This is a genomic window from Salibacter halophilus, from assembly GCF_008806325.1.
Classification (GTDB): Bacteria; Bacteroidota; Bacteroidia; order Flavobacteriales_G; family Salibacteraceae; genus Salibacter; species Salibacter halophilus.
The window spans coordinates 109,167-134,273 of sequence record NZ_WACR01000003.1 but is presented as its reverse complement, the minus strand read 5'-3'; the positions used below and the strand labels follow the sequence as shown (position 1 = coordinate 134,273).

Annotated in this window: 23 protein-coding genes; 22 read left to right on the top strand and 1 reads right to left on the bottom strand. The window is 43.8% G+C overall.

Annotation, left to right across the window (positions count from 1 at the left end):
• The first annotated feature begins 74 nt into the window (after positions 1–74).
• The 5 genes from F3059_RS04140 (at position 75) to F3059_RS04120 (ending at position 3,929) form a co-directional block, all read left to right on the top strand.
• Positions 75–353, top strand: coding sequence for a hypothetical protein (locus F3059_RS04140; RefSeq protein ID WP_151166784.1), 279 nt, complete (start codon positions 75–77; stop codon positions 351–353).
• Between the two features lie 47 nt (positions 354–400).
• A complete protein-coding gene (locus tag F3059_RS04135) occupies positions 401–748 on the top strand; it encodes a hypothetical protein (RefSeq protein WP_151166782.1) in 348 nt (115 codons plus the stop codon).
• Entirely contained in the window at positions 745–1,341 is a 597-nt protein-coding gene (locus F3059_RS04130) for an LON peptidase substrate-binding domain-containing protein (RefSeq protein ID WP_151166780.1), read from the top strand. The genes F3059_RS04135 and F3059_RS04130 overlap by 4 nt, the downstream gene beginning before the upstream one ends.
• A gap of 64 nt (positions 1,342–1,405) precedes the next feature.
• Entirely contained in the window at positions 1,406–2,737 is a 1,332-nt protein-coding gene (locus F3059_RS04125; protein ID WP_151166778.1) for a YhjD/YihY/BrkB family envelope integrity protein, read from the top strand.
• Positions 2,724–3,929 (top strand): acyloxyacyl hydrolase, encoded by a 1,206-nt coding sequence (locus tag F3059_RS04120; protein ID WP_151166776.1) that lies wholly within the window; start codon positions 2,724–2,726, stop codon positions 3,927–3,929. The genes F3059_RS04125 and F3059_RS04120 overlap by 14 nt, the downstream gene beginning before the upstream one ends.
• Here F3059_RS04120 and F3059_RS04115 read toward each other — a convergent pair.
• On the bottom strand, positions 3,926–4,900 hold the full coding sequence (locus F3059_RS04115; RefSeq protein ID WP_151166774.1) for a WD40/YVTN/BNR-like repeat-containing protein: 975 nt from the start codon (positions 4,898–4,900) through the stop codon (positions 3,926–3,928). The genes F3059_RS04120 and F3059_RS04115 overlap by 4 nt on opposite strands.
• Positions 4,901–4,928: 28 nt before the next feature.
• Between F3059_RS04115 and mnmE the strand changes: the two genes are divergently transcribed.
• From mnmE to F3059_RS13865, 17 genes are all read left to right on the top strand, one after another.
• A complete protein-coding gene (mnmE, locus tag F3059_RS04110; protein WP_151166772.1) occupies positions 4,929–6,314 on the top strand; it encodes a tRNA uridine-5-carboxymethylaminomethyl(34) synthesis GTPase MnmE in 1,386 nt (461 codons plus the stop codon).
• 226 nt (positions 6,315–6,540) lie between these two features.
• Positions 6,541–6,888, top strand: coding sequence for a helix-turn-helix domain-containing protein (locus F3059_RS04105; RefSeq protein ID WP_151166771.1), 348 nt, complete (start codon positions 6,541–6,543; stop codon positions 6,886–6,888).
• A 6-nt stretch (positions 6,889–6,894) separates the two neighbouring features.
• Positions 6,895–8,001 carry a site-specific integrase gene (locus tag F3059_RS04100; RefSeq protein WP_151166769.1) on the top strand — a complete coding sequence of 369 codons (1,107 nt, stop codon included), beginning with the start codon at positions 6,895–6,897 and terminating at the stop codon, positions 7,999–8,001.
• Positions 8,002–9,099: a DUF6617 family protein gene (locus F3059_RS04095; protein ID WP_151166767.1), complete on the top strand. Its 1,098-nt coding sequence runs from the start codon at positions 8,002–8,004 to the stop codon at positions 9,097–9,099.
• Positions 9,100–9,270: 171 nt separating this feature from the next.
• Positions 9,271–9,576: a helix-turn-helix domain-containing protein gene (locus tag F3059_RS04090; RefSeq protein ID WP_151166765.1), complete on the top strand. Its 306-nt coding sequence runs from the start codon at positions 9,271–9,273 to the stop codon at positions 9,574–9,576.
• A 2-nt stretch (positions 9,577–9,578) separates the two neighbouring features.
• Positions 9,579–9,878 carry a helix-turn-helix domain-containing protein gene (locus tag F3059_RS04085; protein ID WP_151166763.1) on the top strand — a complete coding sequence of 100 codons (300 nt, stop codon included), beginning with the start codon at positions 9,579–9,581 and terminating at the stop codon, positions 9,876–9,878.
• Positions 9,879–9,881: 3 nt separating this feature from the next.
• Complete coding sequence (locus tag F3059_RS04080; protein WP_151166761.1) at positions 9,882–12,119, top strand: DUF3987 domain-containing protein; 2,238 nt, start codon at positions 9,882–9,884, stop codon at positions 12,117–12,119.
• 149 nt (positions 12,120–12,268) lie between these two features.
• Positions 12,269–12,565, top strand: a complete 297-nt coding sequence (locus tag F3059_RS04075) for a helix-turn-helix domain-containing protein (protein ID WP_151166760.1) — start codon at positions 12,269–12,271, stop codon at positions 12,563–12,565.
• Positions 12,558–14,153, top strand: a complete 1,596-nt coding sequence (locus F3059_RS04070; RefSeq protein ID WP_151166758.1) for a type I restriction-modification system subunit M — start codon at positions 12,558–12,560, stop codon at positions 14,151–14,153. Before F3059_RS04075 ends, F3059_RS04070 begins: the two co-directional genes overlap by 8 nt.
• Entirely contained in the window at positions 14,146–14,847 is a 702-nt protein-coding gene (locus F3059_RS04065; RefSeq protein WP_151166756.1) for a restriction endonuclease subunit S, read from the top strand. Before F3059_RS04070 ends, F3059_RS04065 begins: the two co-directional genes overlap by 8 nt.
• A 5-nt stretch (positions 14,848–14,852) precedes the next feature.
• Positions 14,853–16,007 carry a hypothetical protein gene (locus tag F3059_RS04060; protein ID WP_223274536.1) on the top strand — a complete coding sequence of 385 codons (1,155 nt, stop codon included), beginning with the start codon at positions 14,853–14,855 and terminating at the stop codon, positions 16,005–16,007.
• A gap of 67 nt (positions 16,008–16,074) precedes the next feature.
• Positions 16,075–16,416, top strand: coding sequence for a type II toxin-antitoxin system RelE/ParE family toxin (locus F3059_RS04055; RefSeq protein ID WP_151166754.1), 342 nt, complete (start codon positions 16,075–16,077; stop codon positions 16,414–16,416).
• 2 nt (positions 16,417–16,418) lie between these two features.
• Positions 16,419–17,507 carry a HigA family addiction module antitoxin gene (locus F3059_RS04050; RefSeq protein WP_151166753.1) on the top strand — a complete coding sequence of 363 codons (1,089 nt, stop codon included), beginning with the start codon at positions 16,419–16,421 and terminating at the stop codon, positions 17,505–17,507.
• A 157-nt stretch (positions 17,508–17,664) separates the two neighbouring features.
• The gene (locus F3059_RS04045; RefSeq protein ID WP_151166751.1) at positions 17,665–20,919 is read left to right on the top strand and encodes a type I restriction endonuclease subunit R; all 3,255 of its coding nucleotides are present in this window, start codon (positions 17,665–17,667) and stop codon (positions 20,917–20,919) included.
• A gap of 12 nt (positions 20,920–20,931) precedes the next feature.
• The gene (locus F3059_RS04040) at positions 20,932–22,983 is read left to right on the top strand and encodes a Piwi domain-containing protein (RefSeq protein WP_151166749.1); all 2,052 of its coding nucleotides are present in this window, start codon (positions 20,932–20,934) and stop codon (positions 22,981–22,983) included.
• On the top strand, positions 22,984–24,435 hold the full coding sequence (locus F3059_RS04035; RefSeq protein WP_151166747.1) for a DEAD/DEAH box helicase: 1,452 nt from the start codon (positions 22,984–22,986) through the stop codon (positions 24,433–24,435).
• Between the two features lie 63 nt (positions 24,436–24,498).
• Entirely contained in the window at positions 24,499–24,822 is a 324-nt protein-coding gene (locus F3059_RS13865; protein WP_394349547.1) for a DUF6660 family protein, read from the top strand.
• Positions 24,823–25,107: the final 285 nt, after the last annotated feature.

Here is a 25,107-nt window from a genome sequence, read left to right as displayed (position 1 = left end):
ATCCATTCAAACAAAATGTGCAAATGATTATTAGGTAACTAAAACGACCTTTAATTTTGCTGCAAATTAATTGAATGAGCGACCATCAAATTAAATGTGAACATTGTGGCTCATGGGTTGATGCCAGTAAAGAAACCTGTGAGATTTGTGGAAAGATTTTGCGCGAAAAAGATAAGAGCGAATCGCTCAAAAGATCTAAAGTACCTGATCCTCTCAAACCACAACTCATCAAAATTCACGATTCAGACAATGCTGTTGTGAAGTTTTTCAAAAAGATTGTCCAGGCTGGTCAGCTCGTTTTTTATGCAATTGTGAGTTTCTTAATTTGGATTACGACATGGGCAGTGGGATGATTTTGAGGCAACACGGCTTAATGCTTGTTCCCTACTCTGTTTTCGCAATGAATCAGTTAGGGTGGTTTGATGGCTTGAACAGCTCTTTGATCAACAGCTACCTCAATGATTTACTGGCGTTGCCAATTATTTTACATCTCGCGCTCATCCCTATGAAATACATTGTATTTAAAGATGAAAATCACGCTTTGGGTATTTTCAATATCATTATTACATTTTTAGCTGTCAGTTTGGTTTTTGAATGGTGGTTACCAAATGAAAGTGACCAATATATAGCAGATTATTTCGATGTACTCTGCTATGCTATTGGTAGCATTTGGTTTTACTTCGCGATTGACAAAAGACAAGCTAAGCCATCAACAAATAGGACATATAGACGTTTAGAGAATATATGACGAAGAAGATCAATGATATCGGTCTGTTTTATTTGCCTCTGGTTGTTTTGCCCGGTGAGTCAACAACCCTTCATGTTTTTGAGGCTCGTTACAAGGCTTTGATCAAAGAATCAATTGATGAAGAAAAGCCGTTTGGAATTCTTTTGCCTCTCAAGATGAACAGGGAATATGGCTCATTAGTAAGGGTGAACAAAATAACCAAGTCTTATCACGATGGAAGATTTGATGTCGAAATCATCGGTGAAGATGTATTCCGTCACGTTCAAAACATTGATAATAACGACTCGTTGTACGATAATGCTGAAATTGAGCCCGTAAAGCGAGAGCGCAGCAAAATCAATGATGATCTTCTCAACGCTTATTTTGAGTATTCTGTGAAGCAACTCAAGCACGATCCCAGCTATTCGTTTAGTAAAAATATGAGTATTTACGAGCTCGCAAACAAGTGTGAACTCACAATGATGGAGAAATACAAGCTTATATCAACTCCTCAGGCAAAACTTCAACAAAACATTTTACTCAACCACCTCAATATTGTCAATGCTTTATTTAAACAGGAAGAAGCTCTCAAACAAAAATTCTACCTCAATTAGGGTTAATAATTTCTGTTCTCCATACTGATCATGATAAATCTAAATCAATTGTATCTTCGCAGGTATGATCGATAAGTTGAAACACTTTTTTCTCCACAAGTTGTGGGAAAAAGATTTGAGTAAAATGAGTGCCTGGCAGGCATTCTTTTTCAAACAGGGTCGCATACTTGTCATTGCAGGTCGCGGTTTTTTTGAAAATCGAATCCAGGAGAAAGCATCAGCACTTACTTTCTACACTCTCCTATCAATAGTACCCGTAATTGCCATGATATTTGGCATTGCAAAAGGGTTTGGGTTTCAGGACAGACTCCATGATATGGTTCTTGAAAATGCTTCCAATAACCGCGAAGTATGGCTAAAAGTAGTCGATTTTGCTGAAAGCATGCTCGAAAACACACAGGGCGGACTCATAGCCGGTATTGGTGTTGTTGTGTTGATTTGGAGTGTCATGCGATTGCTCATCAGTATTGAAGATGCTTTCAACGATGTGTGGGAAGTTTCCAGCGGACGGTCATGGTCTCGTAAGTTTACTGATTACCTCACGATAATGATTCTGTCGCCTGTCCTCATTTTGCTATCGAGCAGTGCCACAGTTTACATCAAGTCACAGTTTGAAACTCTTGCCGAACAATTTGAAATCATCGGTTTTTTTGGTCCGCTCGTTCATTTTCTATTTAAACTATCACCCTACATACTCATTTGGTTAGCATTCGTTCTCCTTTACACCGTAATGCCGAATACTAGAGTCAGCATTAAGTCAGCCCTAATTGCGGCCGTAATTGCGGGTACATGTTTCCAGCTGTTCGAGTGGGCATATATCACATTACAAGTTGGAGTTTCGCGTTACAACGCCATCTACGGTAGTTTTGCAGCCTTGCCCCTCTTTCTCATTTGGCTACAAACGAGTTGGCTTATTGTCATGGTAGGAGCTGAACTGGCCTTCGCCAATGAAAATGTCGATCAATACGAGTACGAAAGTGAAATGGGTGAAGTGAGCATCGAGTTTACGAAAAAGCTCACTATTTTAGTAATGCACAAAGTCATACATCGTTTTATGAATGGCGAAAAACCAGTCACTGAAGAAGAACTCGCCAATGAGCTGGGTATCCCGGTGAGGATGATCAGGCAAATTCTCACAAAACTCAATCGGGCAAACTTCATAGCTGAAACGCCTACAAAAGATGATAAAACACGTGCTTATCTTCCCAAACGCGATATTCACAACCTCAAACTCACCGATCTCAGCACTGCGATTGAAGAACTGGGTGCATCCGGCTTTCCTGTCAAAGACGAAAAAGCTTTTGAAGAGATCGAAAATCATTATGAAACACTCCAGTCAGGCATGGAGCGATCTAATGAAAACGTGCTTATCAAAAACATAAATGCTAATACGTAACAAAATAGATATCAAACTATTACTAACTGTTACCGCAAGTTTTATTTTAAGCTTTTTTTCTTTCGGTCAGAACCTTGAGCGAACTCATTATTTCCAGCAATCATTCAACGGTGGATCGTTGATCGACATCTATCCGGGATCGCCTGAGTCAAATGTTGTGAATGCCATTAATTTGAGCTGGCTGAGCAAAACAAATGACTCCACATCGTACAGGAGTAAATTTGGTAACTCACTACACGGATTCACATTCGGATTTTTTGATTTGGGTAATAAAGAAGTTCTCGGTCATGCATTTACCGGGCAGTACACCATGCTTTTTCCGCAAAAGATCAATCATGTTTTAACCTGGGAGCCGGGATTGAGTATGGGCGGAGCTGTATTTACCAATCCGTACAACTATCTCGAAAACGAAGAAAATATCGTCATGGGATCGCGTGTTGCGTTTTGGGTTTCAGCTTACCTGAGGCTCCACTACTCCTTTTCTGATGAGCTAAATGCGTTTGTCGGAGCTGCTTTCCATCATTCATCGAATGGTCACACGGCTCTCCCAAATGTTGGTGCTAACATACCGAGTTGGCAGTTAGGCGTACGTTATCGGTTTAGTAAAAAGACGGCTGTTGAGGGATCTGACCGTAAACTCGACAATCTTTTTGATAAATGGCAATACGGTTTTCGCCTGGGGCATGGTTTTTACGAACTGGGCGAAACCATTTCACCAACGAACGGACCGCTCTACGCGGTTTATACAACTCAGCTCTACGCTCAGCGGAAAGTTTCTGATATCGGGCGGTTGCGAATTGGTTTGGAAGGACACTACAACCGTGGTCACAGAGCGCTCTATGAAATTGTTGACGATCCTGACACACCCGAGGCAAACTTTGAAAACAGCACGCTGGGAATGGCTTTTTCCGGATACGAAGTTGCTTACGGACACTGGGCCGTTTACTTGCAGGCGGGTTATAATTTTCACAATCCGGGATTGGCTTACTGGCTTGATTTCCTGACAGAAAACGAATTTATGGATCGGTTGAAAAAACGTGTCTCCGGGCGATACGGAGTCCACTATTACTTCAAAAATCCATACGATGCGCCAAACTGGAATCTCTATGCGGGACTGGAAGTGAAAAGCATGGTTGTACAGGCCGATTTCCTTGAGTTGTGTGTGGGCGTAAATTTTGGGAAGAAAGACTAGTTCGTTGTAACTATCAATCTGCCTGAACCACCAAAATAAGTCCTGTTTCCAAACTTAGCGGCATCGTAAAAATCATCTTCTACATCGAGCATTTCAAACTGCCACTCGTCACCACTCCAAAGAGCAACTGAGCCGTTGTGACCAACAGCTAAATCAGTGTAAGCCATTCTCTCAAGGAAAAACCCGTCCCTGAAAAATTTTCGAGCCTTTGCTGATCGATCCCAGGATTGACCGTAATCATCGCTCGAATAAATATCTCCGTTAAAGGTACACATGTAGCCAAAACGGCCAGTTTCATCAAAGATCATGGATGTGTAAAAAGCCGGAGTCGTCTCCCTCCGCTCCCATGTCTCACCATTATCTCCCGATCTCAAAATGATTCCGTTTCCCACGACATACATCCATTTGTCATTCTGGGCGATTCCGCGTAAATCGTTCATGTATTCTGATTGTACGAACTGCACGTCCTCCAGCCCTTTTCGAATCACACCAAACCGCAAATCTCCGCCTCCAACGAAAATATGCAGACTATCAGCCACAACTGCATCTCTCAGCGGTTGTTTGTGTTGCTGGTTGATCCAGTATTTCTCCTCCGTGTAATGTGGGATAACATTTAGGTTTCCGTCAACGATCAATAAATCAGATGTTTCTAGCCCCAGGTAAAATCCATCTCCGTTTCGGGAAATCGAATAAATATCAGGAAAATCACCAACATCAATGATTCGAAATTCGCCCCGTGAAATGTGGTAATTGAGAAAGAACGGTGAGCCGTGATTTCCGCCCACGATCCAGAGGGAATCGCCCTCGAGTAACAAGTCCCGGATCTGACCATCAACAGGCAATTCCAGCACTTCATAATTATCAATTTTTTCAATTTTCTTTGCACAACTCACGGTCAGAGCCAACACAGCAACCCATAAACTCATAGCTGAAAGTCGCTTGAACCGCAAGTTTTTAGCAATTTTGCACATTGAATTTTCCATTTGAATCGATTACATCATGCACAGCAACACTGAAGATACAATTTGTGCTCTCGCGAGCGGATCAGGCCCTGCTGCCATTTCTGTTATTCGCATTTCAGGCCCTAAAGCTATTGAAATTTGCAATACCATTTTCAAGGGCAAGGATCTGAATAAAGTCGATTCGCACACCATTCATTTTGGCACTATTCGCGAAGATGATGTACTCGTGGATGAAGTCCTGGTTTCGGTTTTCAAAGGTCCCAACTCCTACACCGGTGAAGATGTAATCGAATTATCGTGTCACGGATCGCCCTACATCCGTCAAAAAATCATCAATTTGTTGCTCGATCACGGAGCACGATCAGCCAATGCAGGTGAATTCACGCTGAGAGCCTTCATGAACAAGAAAATGGATTTGAGTCAGGCCGAAGCCGTTGCCGATCTCATTTCCAGCGAGAGTGAAGCATCCCACAAACTCGCCATGCAACAGATGAGAGGCGGTTTTTCAAGCGAAATTGGCAAACTCCGCGAAGAACTGATCAATTTCGCCAGCTTGATTGAACTCGAACTCGACTTCAGCGAGGAAGACGTTGAATTTGCTGATCGGTCAGAATTGAAAGACCTCATTTTAAAAGTCCACAAGCTGGCTCAGGGATTGATCGAGTCGTTTAAAGTTGGCAATGTCCTCAAAAACGGAGTTCCAGTTGTCATTGCCGGTAAACCGAATGCTGGTAAGAGTACTCTACTCAATCAAATCCTGAAAGAAGAGCGGGCCATTGTATCATCAGTTGAAGGAACAACCCGCGACACCATTGAAGATGAAGCTGTTTTGAACGGAGTTATTTTCCGCTTCATCGACACAGCCGGAATCCGTGAAACGCAAGATGAAGTGGAAGCGATTGGTGTGAAAAAGACACTCGAACAAATTGAGACAGCAGCTATAGTGGTCTATATGTTTGATGTGAACACCTTCACTCCTTCTACTCTGCGCGATGTCATCAAGGAACTGGAAGAACCGTTATCGCGCAACGGAGCAAAACTGTTGTTGGTTGGAAACAAAATCGATCAGCAAGACGAGGAAACGGTCAGAGCCCAATACAAAGACTTTGACGACATGATCCTGATCTCAGCCAAAGACAATCAGAATGTGGAAAAGCTGTCCAATAAACTCGTGGATCTGATCGAGACACAAGAAGTGAGCAGCAGCGATGTCATGGTCACCAACAGCCGACACTACGAAGCACTCACCAAAGCCGATGCTTCATTGATGAACGCATTGAAAGGATTGGAAACCGGCATCACAGGCGACTTTATCGCGACGGATATCCGCCAGTCGCTCCACTACCTGGGAGAAATCACCGGTCAAATCACAACTGATGACTTGTTGGGGAATATCTTCAGTAATTTTTGTATCGGAAAGTAATTACTTTTCTTTTGTTTGTCATACCCTTGTTATTACTGGGTTTCAACGATAATTCACTTCTTATTTTTGTTGCCCAACCCCTCTTTTTTGCTTATATTTGATGTACAGTTGTTGCCCATCATTGTTGCCTTTGTTTCCGGGCAACAGATTTTAAGGGGGTAGCGAAATCTTGCTACATAGAGCAACAAGCAGCTACTCCAGGCAACAGCCAGCGACATCAAGCAACATGAGCAGTAATATCCGAATAGAGAAAACTTGCCACCACTGCGGTGAGACCTTTGTTGCCAAAACAACAGTTACAAAGTTCTGCTCTGACCGCTGCGCTAAGATGAACTACAAGAAGCGCAAGCGCGAAGAGAAGCTGCAAGGTGCCATTGAACAGGAGCAACACAAAGCACCCGTTACCGGTATCGTTTCCAACAAGGATTTCCTGAGCGTAAAAGATGTTTGTGTGCTATTAGGTGCCAGCCGATGGACCATCTACCGAATGATCGACAACGGCCAGTTGAAGGCCGCTAAAATCGGCAGGCGCACCATCATTTCAAGAGAAGCCATCAACCAATTATTTAAATAAGCAGCTATGAAAGTAACATTAAGACAACGGAAGAAAGGAGACAAAATCAGCCTTTACCTTGACTACTACCACCAAGGCAAACGCTCTTATGAATACTTGCAACTGTACCTGTACCCTGAGCCGGAGAAAGGAAAGCTCACCAAGGAGCAGAAGAAGGAGAATAAAGATACCCTTACCCTGGCGGAGACAATCCGCGCGAAGCGCCATTTAGAGGTTCAGAATGGTGTTTATGGAATGCAGGACAGCTCCAAACTCAAGGGAAGTTTTGTTAAGTACATGGAGCACCTAATGGAGAAACGCAAGGACAGCAAAGGCAATTATGACAATTGGGACAGCTCGTTGAAGCACCTTAAGAAGTTTGCAAAGCATGATGTTACTTTCTCAGAGATCGACAAGCAGTGGCTGGAGGATTTTAAGGACTACCTGAAGCATGAAGCTGAAACACCGGCCAAGAGAAAGCTTTCTCAAAATTCCTGTTACTCCTATTTCAATAAGGTAAGAGCCGCTTTGAAGCAAGCCTTCAAAGATGGAATCATTGCCCGGAATCCTGCGGATCAGGTCTCAGGCTTTAAGCAAGCCGAGCCTCAGCGGGAGTTTCTCACCCTGGAGGAATTGCAAGCGGCCGCAAATACCGAATGTGAAATTCCCATCATTAAAGACGCTTTTATTTTCAGTGCGCTTACCGGCCTCCGCTGGTCTGATATTAATAAGCTGGTTTGGTCTGAGGTGCAACACTCGGAAAAGAACGGCTGGTATATCCGTTTCCGGCAGAAGAAAACCAAGGGAGCCGAAACCCTGCCTATTTCGGAGCAAGCCCGAAATATCCTTGGTGAAAAGCGAGACCCAACAGAGCGCGTGTTCAGAGGCTTACAATACAGTGCCTGGCACAACCTTAAACTGCAACAATGGATGATGAAAGCAGGAATCTCTAAAACCATCACTTTCCATTGCGCCCGCCACACCTACGCTACTTTGCAGCTTTCATTGGGTACTGATATTTACACCGTTTCAAAACTACTTGGCCACCGTGAGTTGAAAACCACTCAGATTTATGCTAAGATTATTGACGAGAAAAAGCAGGAAGCCGCCAACCGAATCAAATTAGACCTATAGATGAAGCTCAAAATATTCAACAGCATTCTGCGGGGCGACCTGCGCCCCTGGAAGAACCAGCGCACAGAGAAATATTACCGACAGGTCATGACCAAACCTTTCTTCCAGCCTCAAAACTCAATGGATGAGTTTTTCGCTGTGCTCAAAAAGATTTTCAGTGAGAACCCCGACCTTTTGAATGATGAAATGCTGACGGTCTATCTCCAGCAGCCTCCCGGCAGACTGGAATTTAACATCACGGAACCGCTCATTGAAATTGAACTCCCGGAGCCATTCGACATCACCTCGCGCTTTTATCACTACTTAATAAAGAACGAAGCCACCCGGACCACCGCCAATCTGTTTAATGCCATTACTCGCGACCTGGATGATACCGACCGCCATTATTTGATCAACTCACTCCGTGCCGGAGTGATTGACAAGCTCCGGGACTTAGCAGAAATAAAATCTGACTTACAGAACGATCAACTTTCCGCATACGTGCTGGACGTTTTGAAATGGTCGCTCATTCGCTTACTCCTTGAAACCGACAAACTCTACCCGCAATACGTTGATCCAATACCGGCCACAGATTCAGAAATCTTTGCCGAATACCTCAGTGAGCCAGTCCCTGAGTCTGACTACATAAATTCAACTGTAAAGTTGGACCAGCTTCGTGAACAACTGCAGGAAGTGCTAAACCATGAGGACAAACCCAAAAAGCCAAAACCTATCCTGACAGCTAACCAGGATTTTAGCTTTGGTTTCACCGGAGACCCCAAGAAGCTTGAGAATGTTATTAAGCTTCTCAACCTGAAGGTTGAACTGCTGAAGGATGACCAGTCCACTCCGGAAGATCTTTTGCATGTACTAACTGCAAAATCACTGACCTCTACAGCACCGGAAATTCACCTGGACTGCGAAACCACCCAATTCAGATACATCATTGACCGCCTGGAGCCTTACTTTACCAATCTGAAACCTTCCACCATCGATAAGGCAGCAATCTTTTACTCCAAGAAAAACACGCGGATCAACAAGCAAAATCTCTACTCCAACAAGATTGCCAACCCCAAAAATCAACCCATCATAGACGACATTCTGAAAGAACTGCAATAAAAAACAGTGAGTTCAGGGAGCTAACTCAGTGAGATGTAAATATCTCACTGTTTACGGGCTCACTATGCGCTCAATTTGCTCTTGATCATTCGCCTGAAACCAGTGCCTTGTTTCGGGCGAGTGAAAGGCACAAAAGAAACCCTTTTGTAAACTTTTAAAATCAAGAGTAAAATGAACACTCAAGATAGTATCATCGAAAGGCTCGACAAGATCGAGCAATTGATTGTAGAGCAGGGAATCCTTCAAAAAGAAGTTCTCTCATTCAACGAAGCAAGCCAATACCTGGGGCTCAGTCAGAGCCACCTTTATAAGCTTACGAGCACCAAGGCTATCCCGCATTTCTGTCCGCAAGGTAAACGCCTCTATTTCAATCGCAAGGAACTGGATGAATGGTTGCAGCGCAACCGCCAGACCTCAGCGGATGACATCGAGAAGCGAGCCGCTGACTATTTGGTAACCAAAGGACGGAGGGGCTAGCCATGGAGAAGATCGAATTAAGCGACAGAGCTTTCAAAGCAATCATGGACCGCCTCAAAAACATTGAGGCGGCCCTTCACACCAAGCAGACCAACCTTGATGATGTCTTTCTCGACAATCAGGAATTTCTGCAACTCATGTACATCAGTAAGCGCACCGCTCAGTCCTGGCGGAATGAAGGTGTAATTGCTTACTCACAGATCGGCAACAAGATCTATTACCGCATGAGCGACATCGTGAAAATGCTGGAAGAACACCGACAACCTTCCAGGTCAGGTATTAACGCAACTTCAAAATCTTGAGACATGGCAACATCAACAATATTCAAGCACTTCACCCAAAAGGTGGAGGATAAATCACTTGTACTAATCACTAAAGACATCAAGGGAGGTGTCTATGAAGAGCAGATTCACGAAATCCGCAAGCTCCTTTACAGTGGCGACCGGGAAAACGCAGATCTTCTCAAAAAGAAGCTGCCTGCATTCACTCCATCGGGAACCTTTGAAGGAGGCCGCGCAGCAGACAAGCTGCTTCGCTATAGCCAGTTCATCATTCTCGACCTCGATAAGCTTTCAGACCAGCAACTCTCAGAAGCTTTTGACAAAGCTTCTTCCGAGCCTTACACTTTCTGCTGCTTTCGCAGCCCAAGTGGACAGGGCTTGAAAATTCTCATTGAAGTGGACAGCGAACAGGAACACCATGCAGAAGCCTTTGAGCAGGTAGCCACCTATTATGAAAATGCTCTCCAGCTAAAGCTGGATCGTTCCGGGAAAGACATCCCGCGCCTTTGCTTCTTTTCTTCTGATCCTGAATGCTACCGCAATCTGAAGCACAAAAAGTTTCATGTTGAACTTCCGGGAGCTGAGGTTGAAGAACCTACGATTCCCCCTCAGCCCACTCCGGTAAACCATCATGAACAACCCGAAGAGGTCAGTACTTCCTTTGAGAATTGCATCCAGTTCACCGAGCAAAAGATGAGCTATGCAGAAGGCAACAGGAACAACTTCGTTTACCTGTTGGCCTCCAACTGCAACCGTGCCGGTATTGAAGAAATGGAAGCACGGGAACTGATCGGAAACCGCTATGACCTAAGCTTTAAGGAAATTGAAGCGGCTGTAAAAAGTGCCTACAACCACCATTCCCACGAGTTTGCAAAGTTTGCAAACGCTTCAAATGGTGTAAACCATGCCCGGCAACAAGAGGAAGAAGATTACCTACTGCAGTCCCCTACCATTCCCGATGAAGTCTATCAGGCTTTGCCTGAAATCCTTCAGGAAGGTGCCTCTGGCTTTTCCGACTCCCGCGAGCGGGATGTCTTTCTGACCGGTGCCCTCTGCATCCTCAGTGGATGCTTACCGAATGTAACAGGCATCTATGCTCAGAGAACAGTTCATCCGAACCTTTTCTCTTTCATTATCGCCCCAGCCGCAAGCGGCAAAGGCTCTTTGCTGTCCGCAAAGAACCTGGGCGACCGCATTCATGAGCACATGAGAACGGCCAGCGAACAGCGCATGAAAGATTATGAGCTGGAACTGGAAGATCACAAAATGGAGCAGAAAAGCCGAAAAAAAGGCGAACCCGCTACCGAACCACCGGAGAAGCCTCAATATGAAGTGCTCTACATTCCCGCCAATACCAGCAACGCCAAAATTCTTTGGCACCTGGAAGAAAATGGCGGGTCTGGCATCATTTGCGAAACGGAGGCTGACACCATGGGCAATATCTTTAAACAGGAATGGGGTTCTTATTCTGATATGCTGCGCAAAGCTTTCCACCATGAGAAAATCTCATGTAGCCGCAAAACCAATAATGAATATGTGGAAGTAAAAGCCCCACAACTTTCAGTTGCGCTATCCGGTACGCCCAGCCAAGTGCCTAACCTTATCAATTCTGCTGAAGATGGCCTTTTTAGCCGCTTTATCTTCTATGCCTTCAAAACGCAGCAGATTTGGCGTGATGTTTCGCCATTTGGTAGCCAGGTAAACCTGACAGAACTGTTTGAAAGGCTTGCTAAACGGGTGCATGATATGCACCAATTCCTGCAAGGCTCTGACACCGAAGTGCAGCTAACTCGCGAGCAATGGGATCAGCTCAACAAGACCTTCGGTCTTTGGCTGAAAGAAGTGGACCGCTTCATCAGTGATGAAGCAACCAGCGTAGTAAAAAGGCTTGGCCTCATTTGCTACCGCATCGCCATGATCTTTACCGCTCTACGAAAATTTGAAAACGGGGAGCTGACCGTAAAGCAGGAATGCCTGGACGATGATTTTCAAGCTGCGTTGCAGCTTTCAAACATCTACCTGAAGCACAGTCTATTGATGTTTCACAACTTGCCCAAGCAGGAAGACGCAGAGCCTTTCCGTGGAGGTGATAACAAACGGAAGCTTTTTGAAATGCTCCCTCCCACTTTCAAACGGGCTGAGGCTGTGGAGTTAGGCAAGCAATTAAACCTCAGTGCAAGGTCAGTAGATTACTTTCTAAAGAAACTGCAGCCTGATTATGTGGAGTGCCCGAAGACGGGCCATTACCAAAAAGTACAATGATGTTTAACCGAACTTCCTGCTGTCAATGAACCGGAGTGCTTCGCTGCGCTCAGGTTCATTTCCTGTTGATAACGTTTGTTCTTCTTTAGTCGATTATTTCTAATGTTTTACTTAGATTTGACAGAATCTGACAAGTCAATCTTACGGTAATGAACTATTTGGGTGCCAGGCTGCGAGAACTCCGTGAATCAAGAGGCTTATTGCTTAGGCAAGTAGCAGCGGCTATGGAAGTGGACACAGCCCTCGTAAGCAAACTGGAAAGAGGTGAGCGCAAGGCCAACCGCGATCAGGTGAACCGCCTTTCCTCTATTTTGAAAGTACCTGAAAAGGAATTACTGCTCCTTTGGCTGGCAGATAAAATTGCAGATGACATTTCCCATGAACCGCTGGCTATGGAGGCCATGCGCTATGTGGAACAACGATTAAAAGAAACATCTAATGATTGAAACAGAAAGTAAGGATCATTTTGACTCCATAGAGAATAAACTTTGGAGAACTGCTGATAAACTCCGTAAGAATATGGATGCTGCGGAGTATAAGCACGTGGTGCTGGGGCTTATCTTCTTAAAATACATTTCAGATGCCTTTAAAGAACTCCATGAGAAGCTTCAAGAAGGAGCTGGCGAGTACGAGGGAGCCGACCCAGAAGATAAAAATGAGTATTTAGCTGAAAAAGTTTTTTATGTGCCTCCCCAAGCCCGTTGGCCATACTTAATGTCAAAAGCCAAACAGCCTTCAATAGGTAAAGAAGTTGATGAAGCTATGGAGGCTATTGAGAAGGACAATAACTCACTCAAAGGTGTTCTTCCCAAAGTATATGCTCGCGAAAACCTTGATAAACAGAGCCTTGGTCAACTAATTGATATAATCGGCACAATTGAATTTATGGCCGATAAAAATACTACTCAAAGCTCTGGAAAAGATTTATTGGGTCAGGTGTATGAATATTTCTTAGGCCAATTTGCTATAGCTGAGGGTAAAAAAGGTGGGCAATTTTACACTCCACAGAGCATTGTGCAACTCTTAGTCGAACTAATTGAACCTTATGAAGGAAGGGTATTTGATCCTTGTTGTGGTTCTGGTGGAATGTTTGTTCAGAGTGAAAAGTTCGTAGCCTCTCATGCGGATCACTACTCCGCATCTGGAAAAAATAACTTAAAAATTGACCCCAAAGATCGTATTTCGATATATGGGCAAGAGAGCAATCAGACGACATGGCGTCTATGTAAGATGAATCTTGCCATCCGAGGAATCGATAGTTCAAATGTCAAATGGAATACCGAAGGATCATTTTTGAATGACGCGCACAAAGATCTCAAAGCAGACTACATTCTTGCTAATCCTCCGTTCAATGATAGTGACTGGAGTGGAGATTTGTTAAGGACAGATGGCAGATGGTTATACGGTGTTCCCTCATCATCTAACGCTAACTACGCCTGGATTCAGCATTTTATTTATCATTTAGCACCTTCTGGATATGCTGCCTTTTTGTTAAGCAATGGAGCACTTTCTTCGAATGCATCAGGAGAAGGCAAGATTCGTGCAAATATGATCGAAAATGATTTAGTCGACTGTATTGTTAAATTACCCACTCAACTTTTCTACAATACTCAAATATCTGTTTCAATCTGGATTATCGCTAAAAACAAAAGCGATTCAAAATATCGCAATAGAGCTGGCGAAGTACTATTCATAGATGCACGATCATTAGGCACTCTAGTAGATAGAACTCAACGCATTCTCACTGAACAGGACATTTCACGAATAACAGATGCCTACCATTCATTCAGAACAAAATCGAAGTCTCCCAAAAATGAATCTGGATTCTGCCGTATAGCCACACTTAATGAAATTAAAAGCCACAATAACGCCTTAGTCCCAGGTCGTTACGTAGGATTCAATAAAATGGAAGTTGAGGACATTTCATGGGATTGGATAAGTCAGGAAATCGGTGAGATTAACAGTCGCTCCGAGCAGATCGTGAAAATCACAGAAAATTCAGTAAATCTCTTTAAAGAACTTTATAATGGCTGAACCATATTTACCAAACAAGCAAAACTGGCCAGTATATGATTTATCGCCATCCACGAAAGGAATTATCGCCTCAGTGGATAGTGGTGGAACCCCTAGCACACGGAATAAGGATTACTGGGAAGGTGATATTCCATGGTTAACGCCAAAGGAGTTGTCTGACAATGCTCAGTTATACGTATCAACAACCGAGAGAAAGATTAGTGAGTTAGGCTTATCAAAATCCGCAGCTAAACTCATGCCTGCTGGCTCAGTTTTGTTAACAAAGAGGGCTCCAGTTGGCTTGGTAGCCGTTAACACGACACCAATGGCAACTAATCAAGGCTTCCTTAACTTTCAAGTAAATAGCAAGATTCGTCCCTTGTATTTGGCTTATTGGCTCAAGGCAAACACAAAATATCTTCATGCAATTGCAAATGGGTCTACCTATGATGAGCTGTATAAAGGTGATCTATTTGAGTTTCAGGTTGCCGTTCCAAGCCTATCTACACAAGATCACATTATCAACATTCTAAAAGCTCTTCAATTCCAGGTTAAGCTAGCAGTTCCATTGGAGATGTTTCACTCATCTCCTGAAGAATTAAACGAACTAAGAGATCAGAACCGGAAACTGGAGCAGTTACTTGATAAGATCACATTGTTACTCCTTTCTGGTGCTATCAACGTAAACCAACCTATCGAACCCCTAAAAGTCTAATCATTTTGCTAACCAAAGAAATTTGTGAAGAAGAAAGCTGTCGACTATTAAAAGGGCATAAAGGAAGCCATAAAAATCATCCCAATGTTTGGGGATTTTTTAAAAAGGTTGACAAAAATAAAATTTCTAAGGCTGGTTTTGCTACTCCTCGTGGTGGAAAGAAAGGAGGTTATCAGAATCATGTCAATCGTAACAACCAGGTTGTAATCCCGTACGAACAACTTTCACATGAAAGCTTGTCGCTTTACAAAGACGGGTATGTTATTCGCCTATACCCCGAACAGTACTTTGAGTCCAAACATACACCTAAGGCTCAATTTACGGACCCAGAAAGTAAGGTTGTAGTTGGCGATAATGCCTATGTCCTTTACAGGACATGGGAAAGTTTTAAATCATTTCCTCCACTTTCATCATGGTCTATTAGGCATTTAGAACATGATGGAAGTAAAGTTCAAAAGCGAGGTAAGCATGTCCAAGATGTAGGTCACTATCTTCTGAGACTATCTACATCGGGAAGTGATAAAAAGAAGGACGAAGGACCTCCACAGGGAATTTTTGCTGCAGAGTATGCTGACAAGGAGACCAATTACTTATGTAAGTGTCTTCTAGCCTATTTCATCATAAATACATACAACAGTCCTTATACTACTAGTCAAGCAGAACATCTTATTGCAATTTTATCAGATGAAAATCTTATAGATACTTCCATATTTGAGAAAAACGGCACAATGCGAAGAGGCTTAACCTGCTGCCCTTTATGTCAAAAAATTCTTAGATATTCAGAGCTTCACGATACAATTTCATTTGAGGAAGCAGATGCACTTTCTAATGCTTCGATGCAGCTAATAGACTCCACTCGTTCTACAGTTGTAAATCTCTTTCACTTGAAACCGCTTCTCCATCACTCACTTACTCACATACCCGTAAACGTAGGCTGGGGCCATGCTGTCTGCAACACATATTTAGGGCAAAGGGAATGCCTTTCGCTATATGAGTTACAGGAAATGGAAATGAAGGTTGCCATACTTCTTGAAGATCGCTATGAGACGTTTGGCTGGATAAGTACTGACAAAAAATTTATCAGGTCACCCAATGGAGCTGTATGGATCCGCATATCCGATGACATGTCAGATTATGAACTGAATTTTCCTGATGGTTAAAGCGCTCTGGTTAACTTGTTTTCTACAACTTACACTTTCTGTTAATTAAAAAATCCTTACTTTTGCAGTGAACATTACTTTTGCCAACAAGAAATTAGAGATGCTCGCCAACAATGACCGTAAGATGCAGAAAGAGCTGGGGCAAGTACGAGCTAAAGTGCTCAGGAGAAGATTAGCCCAGTTAGATGATGCAACTACATTGGAGGACGTTCGTGACTTGCCGGGCAATTATCACGAACTGAGAAATGATCGGAAAGGGCAATGGGCATGTGATCTCGACCAACCTTACCGGTTGATCTTTGAACCACATGAAGACCCCATCCCTACCAATGAAGACGGTCAGTATGTGTGGCTCGAAATTGTTGGAGTTGAAGTAATAGAGATTATCAACTATCACAAAGAGAAGTAAACATGGCACAGCAAAATCAATACTTCCCGCAATCCAGACCCCATCCCGGAGAAACCCTTGAAGAGAAACTGGAAGAAATGGGCATGGGCCCGAAGGAATTTGCCATTCGCGTTGGTAAGCCTGAGAAAACCATTATCGCTGTATTGAAAGGCGAAAGCTCCATTACGCCTGATATGGCTATCCAGTTTGAAAATGTAACCAAGATTCCCGCACACTTCTGGATGGACCATCAAAAAAGCTATGATGAGTACAAAGCACGGGTGAAGCATGAAGAAGCCATTGAAGCGGCAGTGGAATGGGCGAAATCATTCCCCGTGGCTGCAATGGCTCGTTGTGGCTGGATTACTAAGCGAACCACCTGGAAAGACAAAGCTGCAGAACTCTTAGAGTTCTTTGGTTTTGCCAATCATGGAGCATGGGAGCAATACTATTTTAAGCAACAATTGAAAATTGCTTTCCGTATATCCCTGGCCAGCACCAGCCAGCCTTATGCAATTTCAGCATGGCTACGTATGGGCCAACTTCAAGCGGGTCAATTAGAAGTAGCGGAATACAATGAAAAGGTATTTAAAGCGCAGTTGGAAAAGATCAAGACACTGATGGCCAAACACCCGGATGACTTCTTTGATCAGCTTCAATCCTTGTGCGCTGAGGCTGGAGTAAAAGTGGTGCAAACGCCATGTTTGCCTAAAGCCCCTCTCAATGGCTCAACCCGCTGGATTAATGACAACCCTTTAATTCAGCTTACAGGCCGTCACAAGAGAAATGATATATTTTGGTTTACTTTCTTTCACGAAGCCGGGCACATTGTCCTCCACCGCAAAAAGGACATTTTTCTTGAAGATGTGGAATATTCAGATAAGGATATGGAGAAGGAACAGGAAGCTGATGACTTTGCGGCCAAGTGGCTTTTGACCGAAGAGGAAGAGCAAACCATCATTGACGCTGCTCCACTGGATGAAGAGATGATCCATGAGTTTGCGGAGAAATTTAATACACACCCTGCCATTATTGTTGGCAGGTTGCAACATAAAGGATTAGTACGCCACTCTCAGGGAAGACAATTCTTTGAGAAAGTGGAATTTGATTAAATGAACTGAAGGTTTCAGTCATGGACTTCTAAAAACGCCAAAACCGCTCAGGTTTGCTGAACGGTTTTTATTCTTTGCCAACACCTGGTTGGTAAGATAGCTCAAAGATAAGGTTCCATCCTGAAATCTTCACGCTGACAGAAGATTTAAAACAGAGATGGGAAAAATTACCGAATCAGACATAGAGCTTTACGCCCTGGAAGAACTCGAGGATCAGGGCTACGAATACTATCATGGGCCATCCATTGCTGCAGACGGTGAAACACCGCTGCGCAAGGATTACAGTGATGTAGTGCTTTCTTCCAAATTAGAAGAAGCACTGATCAGGATTAACCCCCACCTCCCCCATGATGCTATTGTTGATTCGGTAAAGCAGGTGGAGCGCATTCAGTCTCCAGACCTCCTCAAAAACAACGAAGATTTTCACCGCCTCCTTACCGATGGCGTTCCGGTTACGTACCGCGAAAATGGGGAGGAAAAGAATGACTATTGCTGGTTGATAGACTTCCACAACCCTGAAAACAATACTTTCTCTGCAGTCAATCAATTCACCATAATTGAAAACAACAACACCAAGCGGCCTGACATCATCCTGTTTGTAAATGGCCTGCCCCTGGTGGTCATGGAATTAAAGAGTGCAGCCGATGAAAATGCCACCATAAAGAAGGCATTCAACCAGATTGAAACCTACAAAGCCACCATTCCTTCTCTATTTAACTACAATGCCTTCTGCATAATTTCAGATGGGCACGAGTGCCGCACGGGCACCTTATCCTCTGGCCTTAGTCGGTTTATGTCCTGGAAGTCTGTGGACGGAACCAAAGATGCTTCCAAATTCAAGCCACAGCTTGAAACCACCATAAAAGGGATGCTCACCCGGAGCACGCTCTTAGACCTTGTCAGGAACTTTATTGTTTTTGAAAAAGATCGAAAGGAAGATCCCAAAACAGGGATCATTCAAATTGAAACGATTAAGAAGCTTGCCGCCTACCATCAATACTTTGCGGTAAACAAGGCTCTTACCAGCGCTAAAGCCGCTTCTCAGCCCGAAGGTGATCAGAAAGGTGGAGTAGTATGGCACACGCAAGGTTCGGGGAAATCGCTTTCGATGGTCTTCTTTTCAGGTAAGTTGGTTCAGGAATTGGACAATCCAACCATTGTAGTGATAACAGACCGCAATGATTTGGACGATCAGCTCTTTGACACTTTTGCCGCTTCAAAGCAATTACTCAGGCAGGAACCGGTGCAAGCCTCAGATCGCGAGCATCTGAAATCACTGCTCAAAGTTGCTTCCGGTGGTATCGTCTTTACTACCATTCAGAAATTCCTTCCTGATGATATTCTCGATGATGACGGAAACAAAACAGGACGAAAGAAAGAGGAGTTTGACCAGCTTTCCACCCGCAGGAATATTGTAGTTATAGCTGATGAAGCCCACAGAACTCAATACGGCTTTGAGGCTAAAGTAATTGAAGAAAAAGACAAGGAAACTAAAGAGGTTATAGGCCAGCGCATAGCCTACGGCTTTGCGAAATATATGCGTGATGCCTTACCCCATGCTACTTATGTGGGCTTTACAGGCACTCCTGTAGAAGCAGAAGACCGCAACACTCCCGCAGTTTTCGGCCACTACATTGACATCTATGACATTTCGGATGCAGTAGAAGATGGTGCCACCGTGCGGATATTTTATGAAAGCAGATTGGCCAAGGTCAACCTTGATGAAGAAGGGAAACGAATCATTGAGGAACTTGATCAGGAGCTTGAAAAAGACGACCTCACAGAAAAGCAAAAGACAAAAGGCCGCTGGACGAAGCTGGAGGCCATTGTTGGTCACCCTAGCAGGTTAAAGAACCTTGCCAGCGATATCGTCACGCATTTTGAGAAAAGGCAGGAGGTCTTTGAGGGTAAAGGAATGATCGTCAGCATGAGCCGAAGAATTGCTGCTGCTCTCTATACTGAAATAATAAAATGTCGCCCCAATTGGCATGAAAAAGACCTTACTAAAGGAGCCATAAAAGTAGTAATGACGGCATCCAGTGCTGATGGCCCTGAAATGGAGCAGCACCACACCACTAAAAAGGAACGTCAGGCATTTGCTAACCGAATGAAAGATCCTGATGATCCACTCAAGTTGGTTATTGTTTGCGATATGTGGCTCACAGGTTTTGATGCACCAAGCCTACACACGATGTACGTGGACAAACCCATGCGGGGTCACAACCTCATGCAAGCCATTGCAAGGGTGAACCGGGTATTTAAAGACAAGCCTGGCGGCTTGATAGTGGATTATCTGGGCATTGCTACAGACTTGAAAAAAGCATTGGCATTCTACTCCGATTCAGGAGGAAAAGGTGATCCTACTGAAACACAAGAAAAGGCCGTAGAGATGCTCATGGAAAAGCTGGAGGTGGTGCGGCAAATGTTCGCGGAGCAAAGCCGCTCTCAAAACGAAATAACTGTAGAGGAGCCACAGGCTTACTATGAAAATGCCACCACCTTTAATTATAAGCGCTTTTTCAAAGTTTCACCGAAGGAAAAATTAGGGATTATCCTCCAAGCTGAAGAACACATACTTGGATTGGACAAGGGAAAAGAACGGTTTATTAGGGAGGTTACACTTCTGAGTAAAGCCTTTGCTCTGTCTGTTCCAAATGAAAGGGCACTGGAAGTGAAAGACGATGTGGCTTTCTTTCAGGCAGTAAAAGCTCGTTTGGTGAAGTTTGATGCTCCCACCTCCGGTGGTCGTTCGGATGCTGAAATGGAATCCGCTATAAAGCAAGTGGTAGACCAAGCCCTTAGCTCTGATGGGGTGGTAGACATTTTTGATGCAGCAGGACTTCAGAAGCCCGAAATATCTATTCTCAGTGAAGACTTCTTAATGGAGATCAAGGGAATGAAACACAAGAACCTTGCGCTTGAACTCCTGAAGAAGCTCCTGAATGATGAAATCCGGGTGCGGACAAAGCACAATATGGTCAAGAGCAAGAAGCTTCTTGAAATGCTCGAATCAGCCATTAAGAAGTATCAGAATGGTCTTCTGACTACAGCAGAAATCATTCAGGAATTGATTGACCTGGCCAAGGAGATAAGAGCTGCCGACAAGCGCGGTGAGAAAATGGGCTTAAATGAAGACGAGTTGGCTTTTTATGATGCACTCGAAATTAATGACAGTGCGGTGCAGGTATTAGGGGATGATACATTGAGGATGATTGCACGGGAAATCACAGAGAAGGTCAGGAACAACGCAACAATTGATTGGACGATAAAAGAAAGCGTTCGCGCTAAACTTATGGTATTGGTACGCAGGACGCTCAATAAATACGGCTATCCCCCTGATAAGCAGCCGCAAGCTATTGAAACTGTGCTTAAACAGGCGGAGCTATTGGCCGACCATTTTACGCACAAATAAAAATGATTGCCTATGCCAGACCAGAAACTAAAGCTCAACATATTAAACTTTGAAAACCCCGTTGATGAAATAGAGTGCGGCTTCTATAAGGAGAAAATAGAGAGCTACGCCCCTCTTCATAAAGCCGAATACCCCAAGATACTTTGGGAAGAGCACGAGGATGAGCTAAAGGATATCTCCTACCTCTACACCAACTTTGAAACAACTAAAGATTGTGACTATAAAGCAACGGTACAACTTGCTTCATCGGCCAAGTTTTCGGCTCATTACTACAAACATCAGATCCGCAAGCATTTCCTAACTATTGCAGATGTGGCCCAGTATGATTTCGTTGGAGATGTGGAGGTCTGGTTTAGGGATAGCAAGTTGAGTACTTCCAAATACGACACTTTTCAGATTTTTTCCCTTCGCGTTCAATTCAAAAGGGTTTCCGACAGCCCTGAATTGCTGGTTTCTTATGATGGAACAACCAAAGTCCTCAATAAGAGCCTCAAGGAGCTAAAGAACTTCCCCACCGAAAAGCTCAACAAGGTGGTGTACAACAAAGCAGTTTACAAGTACGAATACCTGTCTCCAGAGATAAAGCAAAATCACGATCAGATTTTCCCCAAGCTCAGCAATGAGTTAAAAACCTTTCTGGAAATTCCTTGGGATAAGCCCAAGTTCGGCACCAAGTACAAAGACTACTTTCAAAAGATCAGAGGCTTTTACAATAAATACCTAAACACAAGCGGCTTCAAGTCCATCATTCCATTCCAGGAAGGATTTATTGACATGCCCCCCAAACGCATCCTTCGCACCAAATATGATTCTAACAACCTCGAATTTGGTAACGAAGAAGTTGGAATTGACCCCAAAGCATTCATTGACAAAGGCCCATACAGCCCACCTCACGGGGGCCATTGTAAGTTCTTCTTCATCTATCCCAAATCCGAAAGGTTGGGCAAGGTCAAGAGTCTATACCAATATCTCACTGAAGGCTACACCTACAATGGCTACACCTTTCCAGCTATGGATGAAGTGCTAAGGCAGAACTTTGAAATGCTTGAGAATAAGAGCGTGGCCTTTGATAGCATCGATACCGTTTTAGATCAGACCCGAGAGTTCTTGAAAGATTTTGAGGCCGTGCCTAACACAAGGTATTTGGCCATTTATGTAAGCCCCATTTCAAAGGACAACCCAGACCCTGAGAAACGATTGGTCTATGCCCGCTTGAAGGAAATGCTGCTCAAGAACGAGCCAGGAATTACTTCACAGGTAATTTATAAAGGCAATATTGGCAAACCGAAATATAACTTTCACCTGACCAATATTTCCTCTGCCCTTCTCGCAAAGCTCGATGGCATTCCCTGGCGCTTGAAGCGTGAGCCGAAAGACGAACTGGTTGTAGGTGTCGGAGCTTTCTACTCATACACTGATAAATGCCGCTATGTTGGGAGTGCCTTCTGCTTCAACAACGAAGGCGATTTTCAGGGCTTCAAATGCTTTTCAGCCAACCAGACCAAGATGTTAGCTGGCTCCATTCGGGAAGCCGTCCTCAAATACATGGTGGAGCATGAAAACACCAAGCGGCTGATCATTCATTTCTACAAGAAGATGAGCGAAAGGGAGCTGGAGCCAATAGTGGAAATGCTTGAGAAGCTGAATGTAAATATCCCTGTTTACGTGATAACCATCAATAAGACGGAGGAAAAAGACCTGGTGGCCTTCAATATGCAACATGAAAGCATGTTGCCCTTGAGCGGTACGATCCTTCCTATCGGAAGAGATCAGTACCTGCTCTTTAACAATACCCGCTACCAGATCAATTCCCGGATAAGCGATTGGCCTTTCCCCATCAAACTTACCTTCTCCGCTTCGGAGAGCAATTTGCTCAATGATGATGAAACGATAAAGGAATTGATCGACCAGGTTTATCAATTTAGCCGTATGTACTGGAAGTCTGTGAAGCAACAGAACCTACCGGTCACCATCAAGTACCCCGAAATGGTAGCCGAGGTATTTCCTTATTTCAAAAGTGATAAGGTGCCTGAGTTCGGGGAGAATAATTTGTGGTTTTTGTAAATGCCTGACCAGCTCAGACCATATCAGAAAAACGGCATTACCCAAATTTTTGAGGCTTGGGACCCGAAGCGCAAGAACCTCATGAACGTTCTATTCCAGATGCCTACCGGCACTGGAAAGACTCATGTGTTTTCTGAAATAGTCAGGAAAGCCCATCTAAAAAAGAAGAAAGTACTTCTTGTAGTCCATAGGAAAGAATTGGTAGAGCAGATTGTTGAAAGGCTCCAGGATAAGTTTGAAGTGGAAGTTGGGGTAATTCTGGCCGGAACAAAGCCTGACCCTGATAAGAACATACAGGTTGCCAGTATTCAAACCCTTTCGAGACGCAAATTTCCTCCTGCGGATATTGTCATTATTGACGAATGCCACCACTCAAAAGCCGCCACCTACAAGAAGCTCTGGGAAATTTACCCTGATGCACGATTTCTTGGAGTGACTGCTAATCCTGTCCGATTAAACGGTGAAGGCTTCGATGATCAGTACCAAATTCTTATTCCTCTGGGCAAACTCAGTTACTTTTTTGAAAAAGGATATTTAGCCAGAATCAAACATCTCGTGGGAGCTATTCCTGATCTCAGTAAAGTGAAAAAGAAGATGAGGGATTACGACCTTCAGATGCTGAGAAACGTAATGTTAGCCAATCACTTAATGGCTGACTTGGTGAAGACTTACAAGAACAAAGCAAACGGAAAAAAGACTATCGTCTTTGCTGTTGATGTCGAACATAGCAAATCCATTGTACAGCGTTACAATGGCGAGGGTATTGCCGCTGCCCATGTGGATGCTAATACACCAAAAGAAGAACGAAAGTCTATTCTCGAGAAATTCAAAAAAGGGGAAATCCTCATCCTTTCCAATGTCGATATCGTGTCTGAAGGGTTTGATGTTCCTGATTGTGAAGCCGTGCAGCTTGCCCGGCCAACAAAATCGTTAGTTCTCTACCTTCAGCAAGTAGGACGGTGTATGCGCCCTGCCCCAGGAAAGGAATTCGGACTTGTTCTGGATAATGCTGGCTTATGGCTTGAACATGGATTAAGCTACGTAGACCGCGAATGGACATTGGAAGGAGTTAAAAAACGGAAAGGCACAGCTGCTTCCAAAGAAATTATAGTAGAGGATGAAGAGGGGATAGTCCGCAAAGTAAAGGCCCCTCATGAAGCCGAAGGCTTAGAATTGATGGAGTTAACAGAAGAATTAGAGCGGCTCCTTATTTTTGAAAGCTTTATCAGCTTTGCCAAGAGCAAGGATCATAAGTTGATCTCAGCCGTTTACAAATACCGGGAATACCTCATTGAAAGAAGGTTGGAATTGTCCGATACAGAGGCTTCCTATTGTCACAAACGCTTAGCCACCTTAGGCAACCCGGTCAAGAAAGGATTTTGGTATCACTTGAGAAAGGATATTCGCGAAGAAATAAAAGCGTCTCTAAAAGTTGAAGAAACCTCATTCTGAGACCTTCGGGCCTCCAGCAGCTACTTTTTGAAATCTCAAGACCTTTCCTTATTTTTGCCGACTGTGAAATGGCTATGCTACATATTGGCAGTTTATTTTCTGGGTCTTTCGTTCATAACCTGCGCGGATGATCTTAGCAATAATTCCTCTACTGAAAATCAGCAGGTTGTGATGAGCAGTGATTCCCATTCCGGGCACGATAACGGGTCATCTTCCAATGACTTATGTAATCCAATATGCTCCTGCCATTGTTGCCATATCCATGTTATCTTCCCCAATGCAATGAGCGAAGCCAATCCACTTGGCAATCCATCGCATTACCCTTTTTATCATCAAAATTTCAAAAGCCTCGACCTCTTCGAGCTTTTTATTCCTCCAAGGGCCTAAACCCGGGCAATTTCAGGATAGTTATGCCTTTTCATCTCCTCAGAGGAGCTGATAGAGCAGCTATTTCAATAATCCTGATTTCATAAGCCTTTTTTGTATCAGGCCGGAAAACGGCATTATCTGTAGCAAGAATTTTTAATTCAAGAAAAGGGCAGTTGAGTAAAAAGAAAAAAGGCAGCGAGAAAGTTACCTGGCAAAAAGTGCTAAAGTGGTTCTTAATTGCCATTGCTTGTATAATCCTGCTCTTAGCCACTATCGAACGGATACATCATTACTTCACTGTCC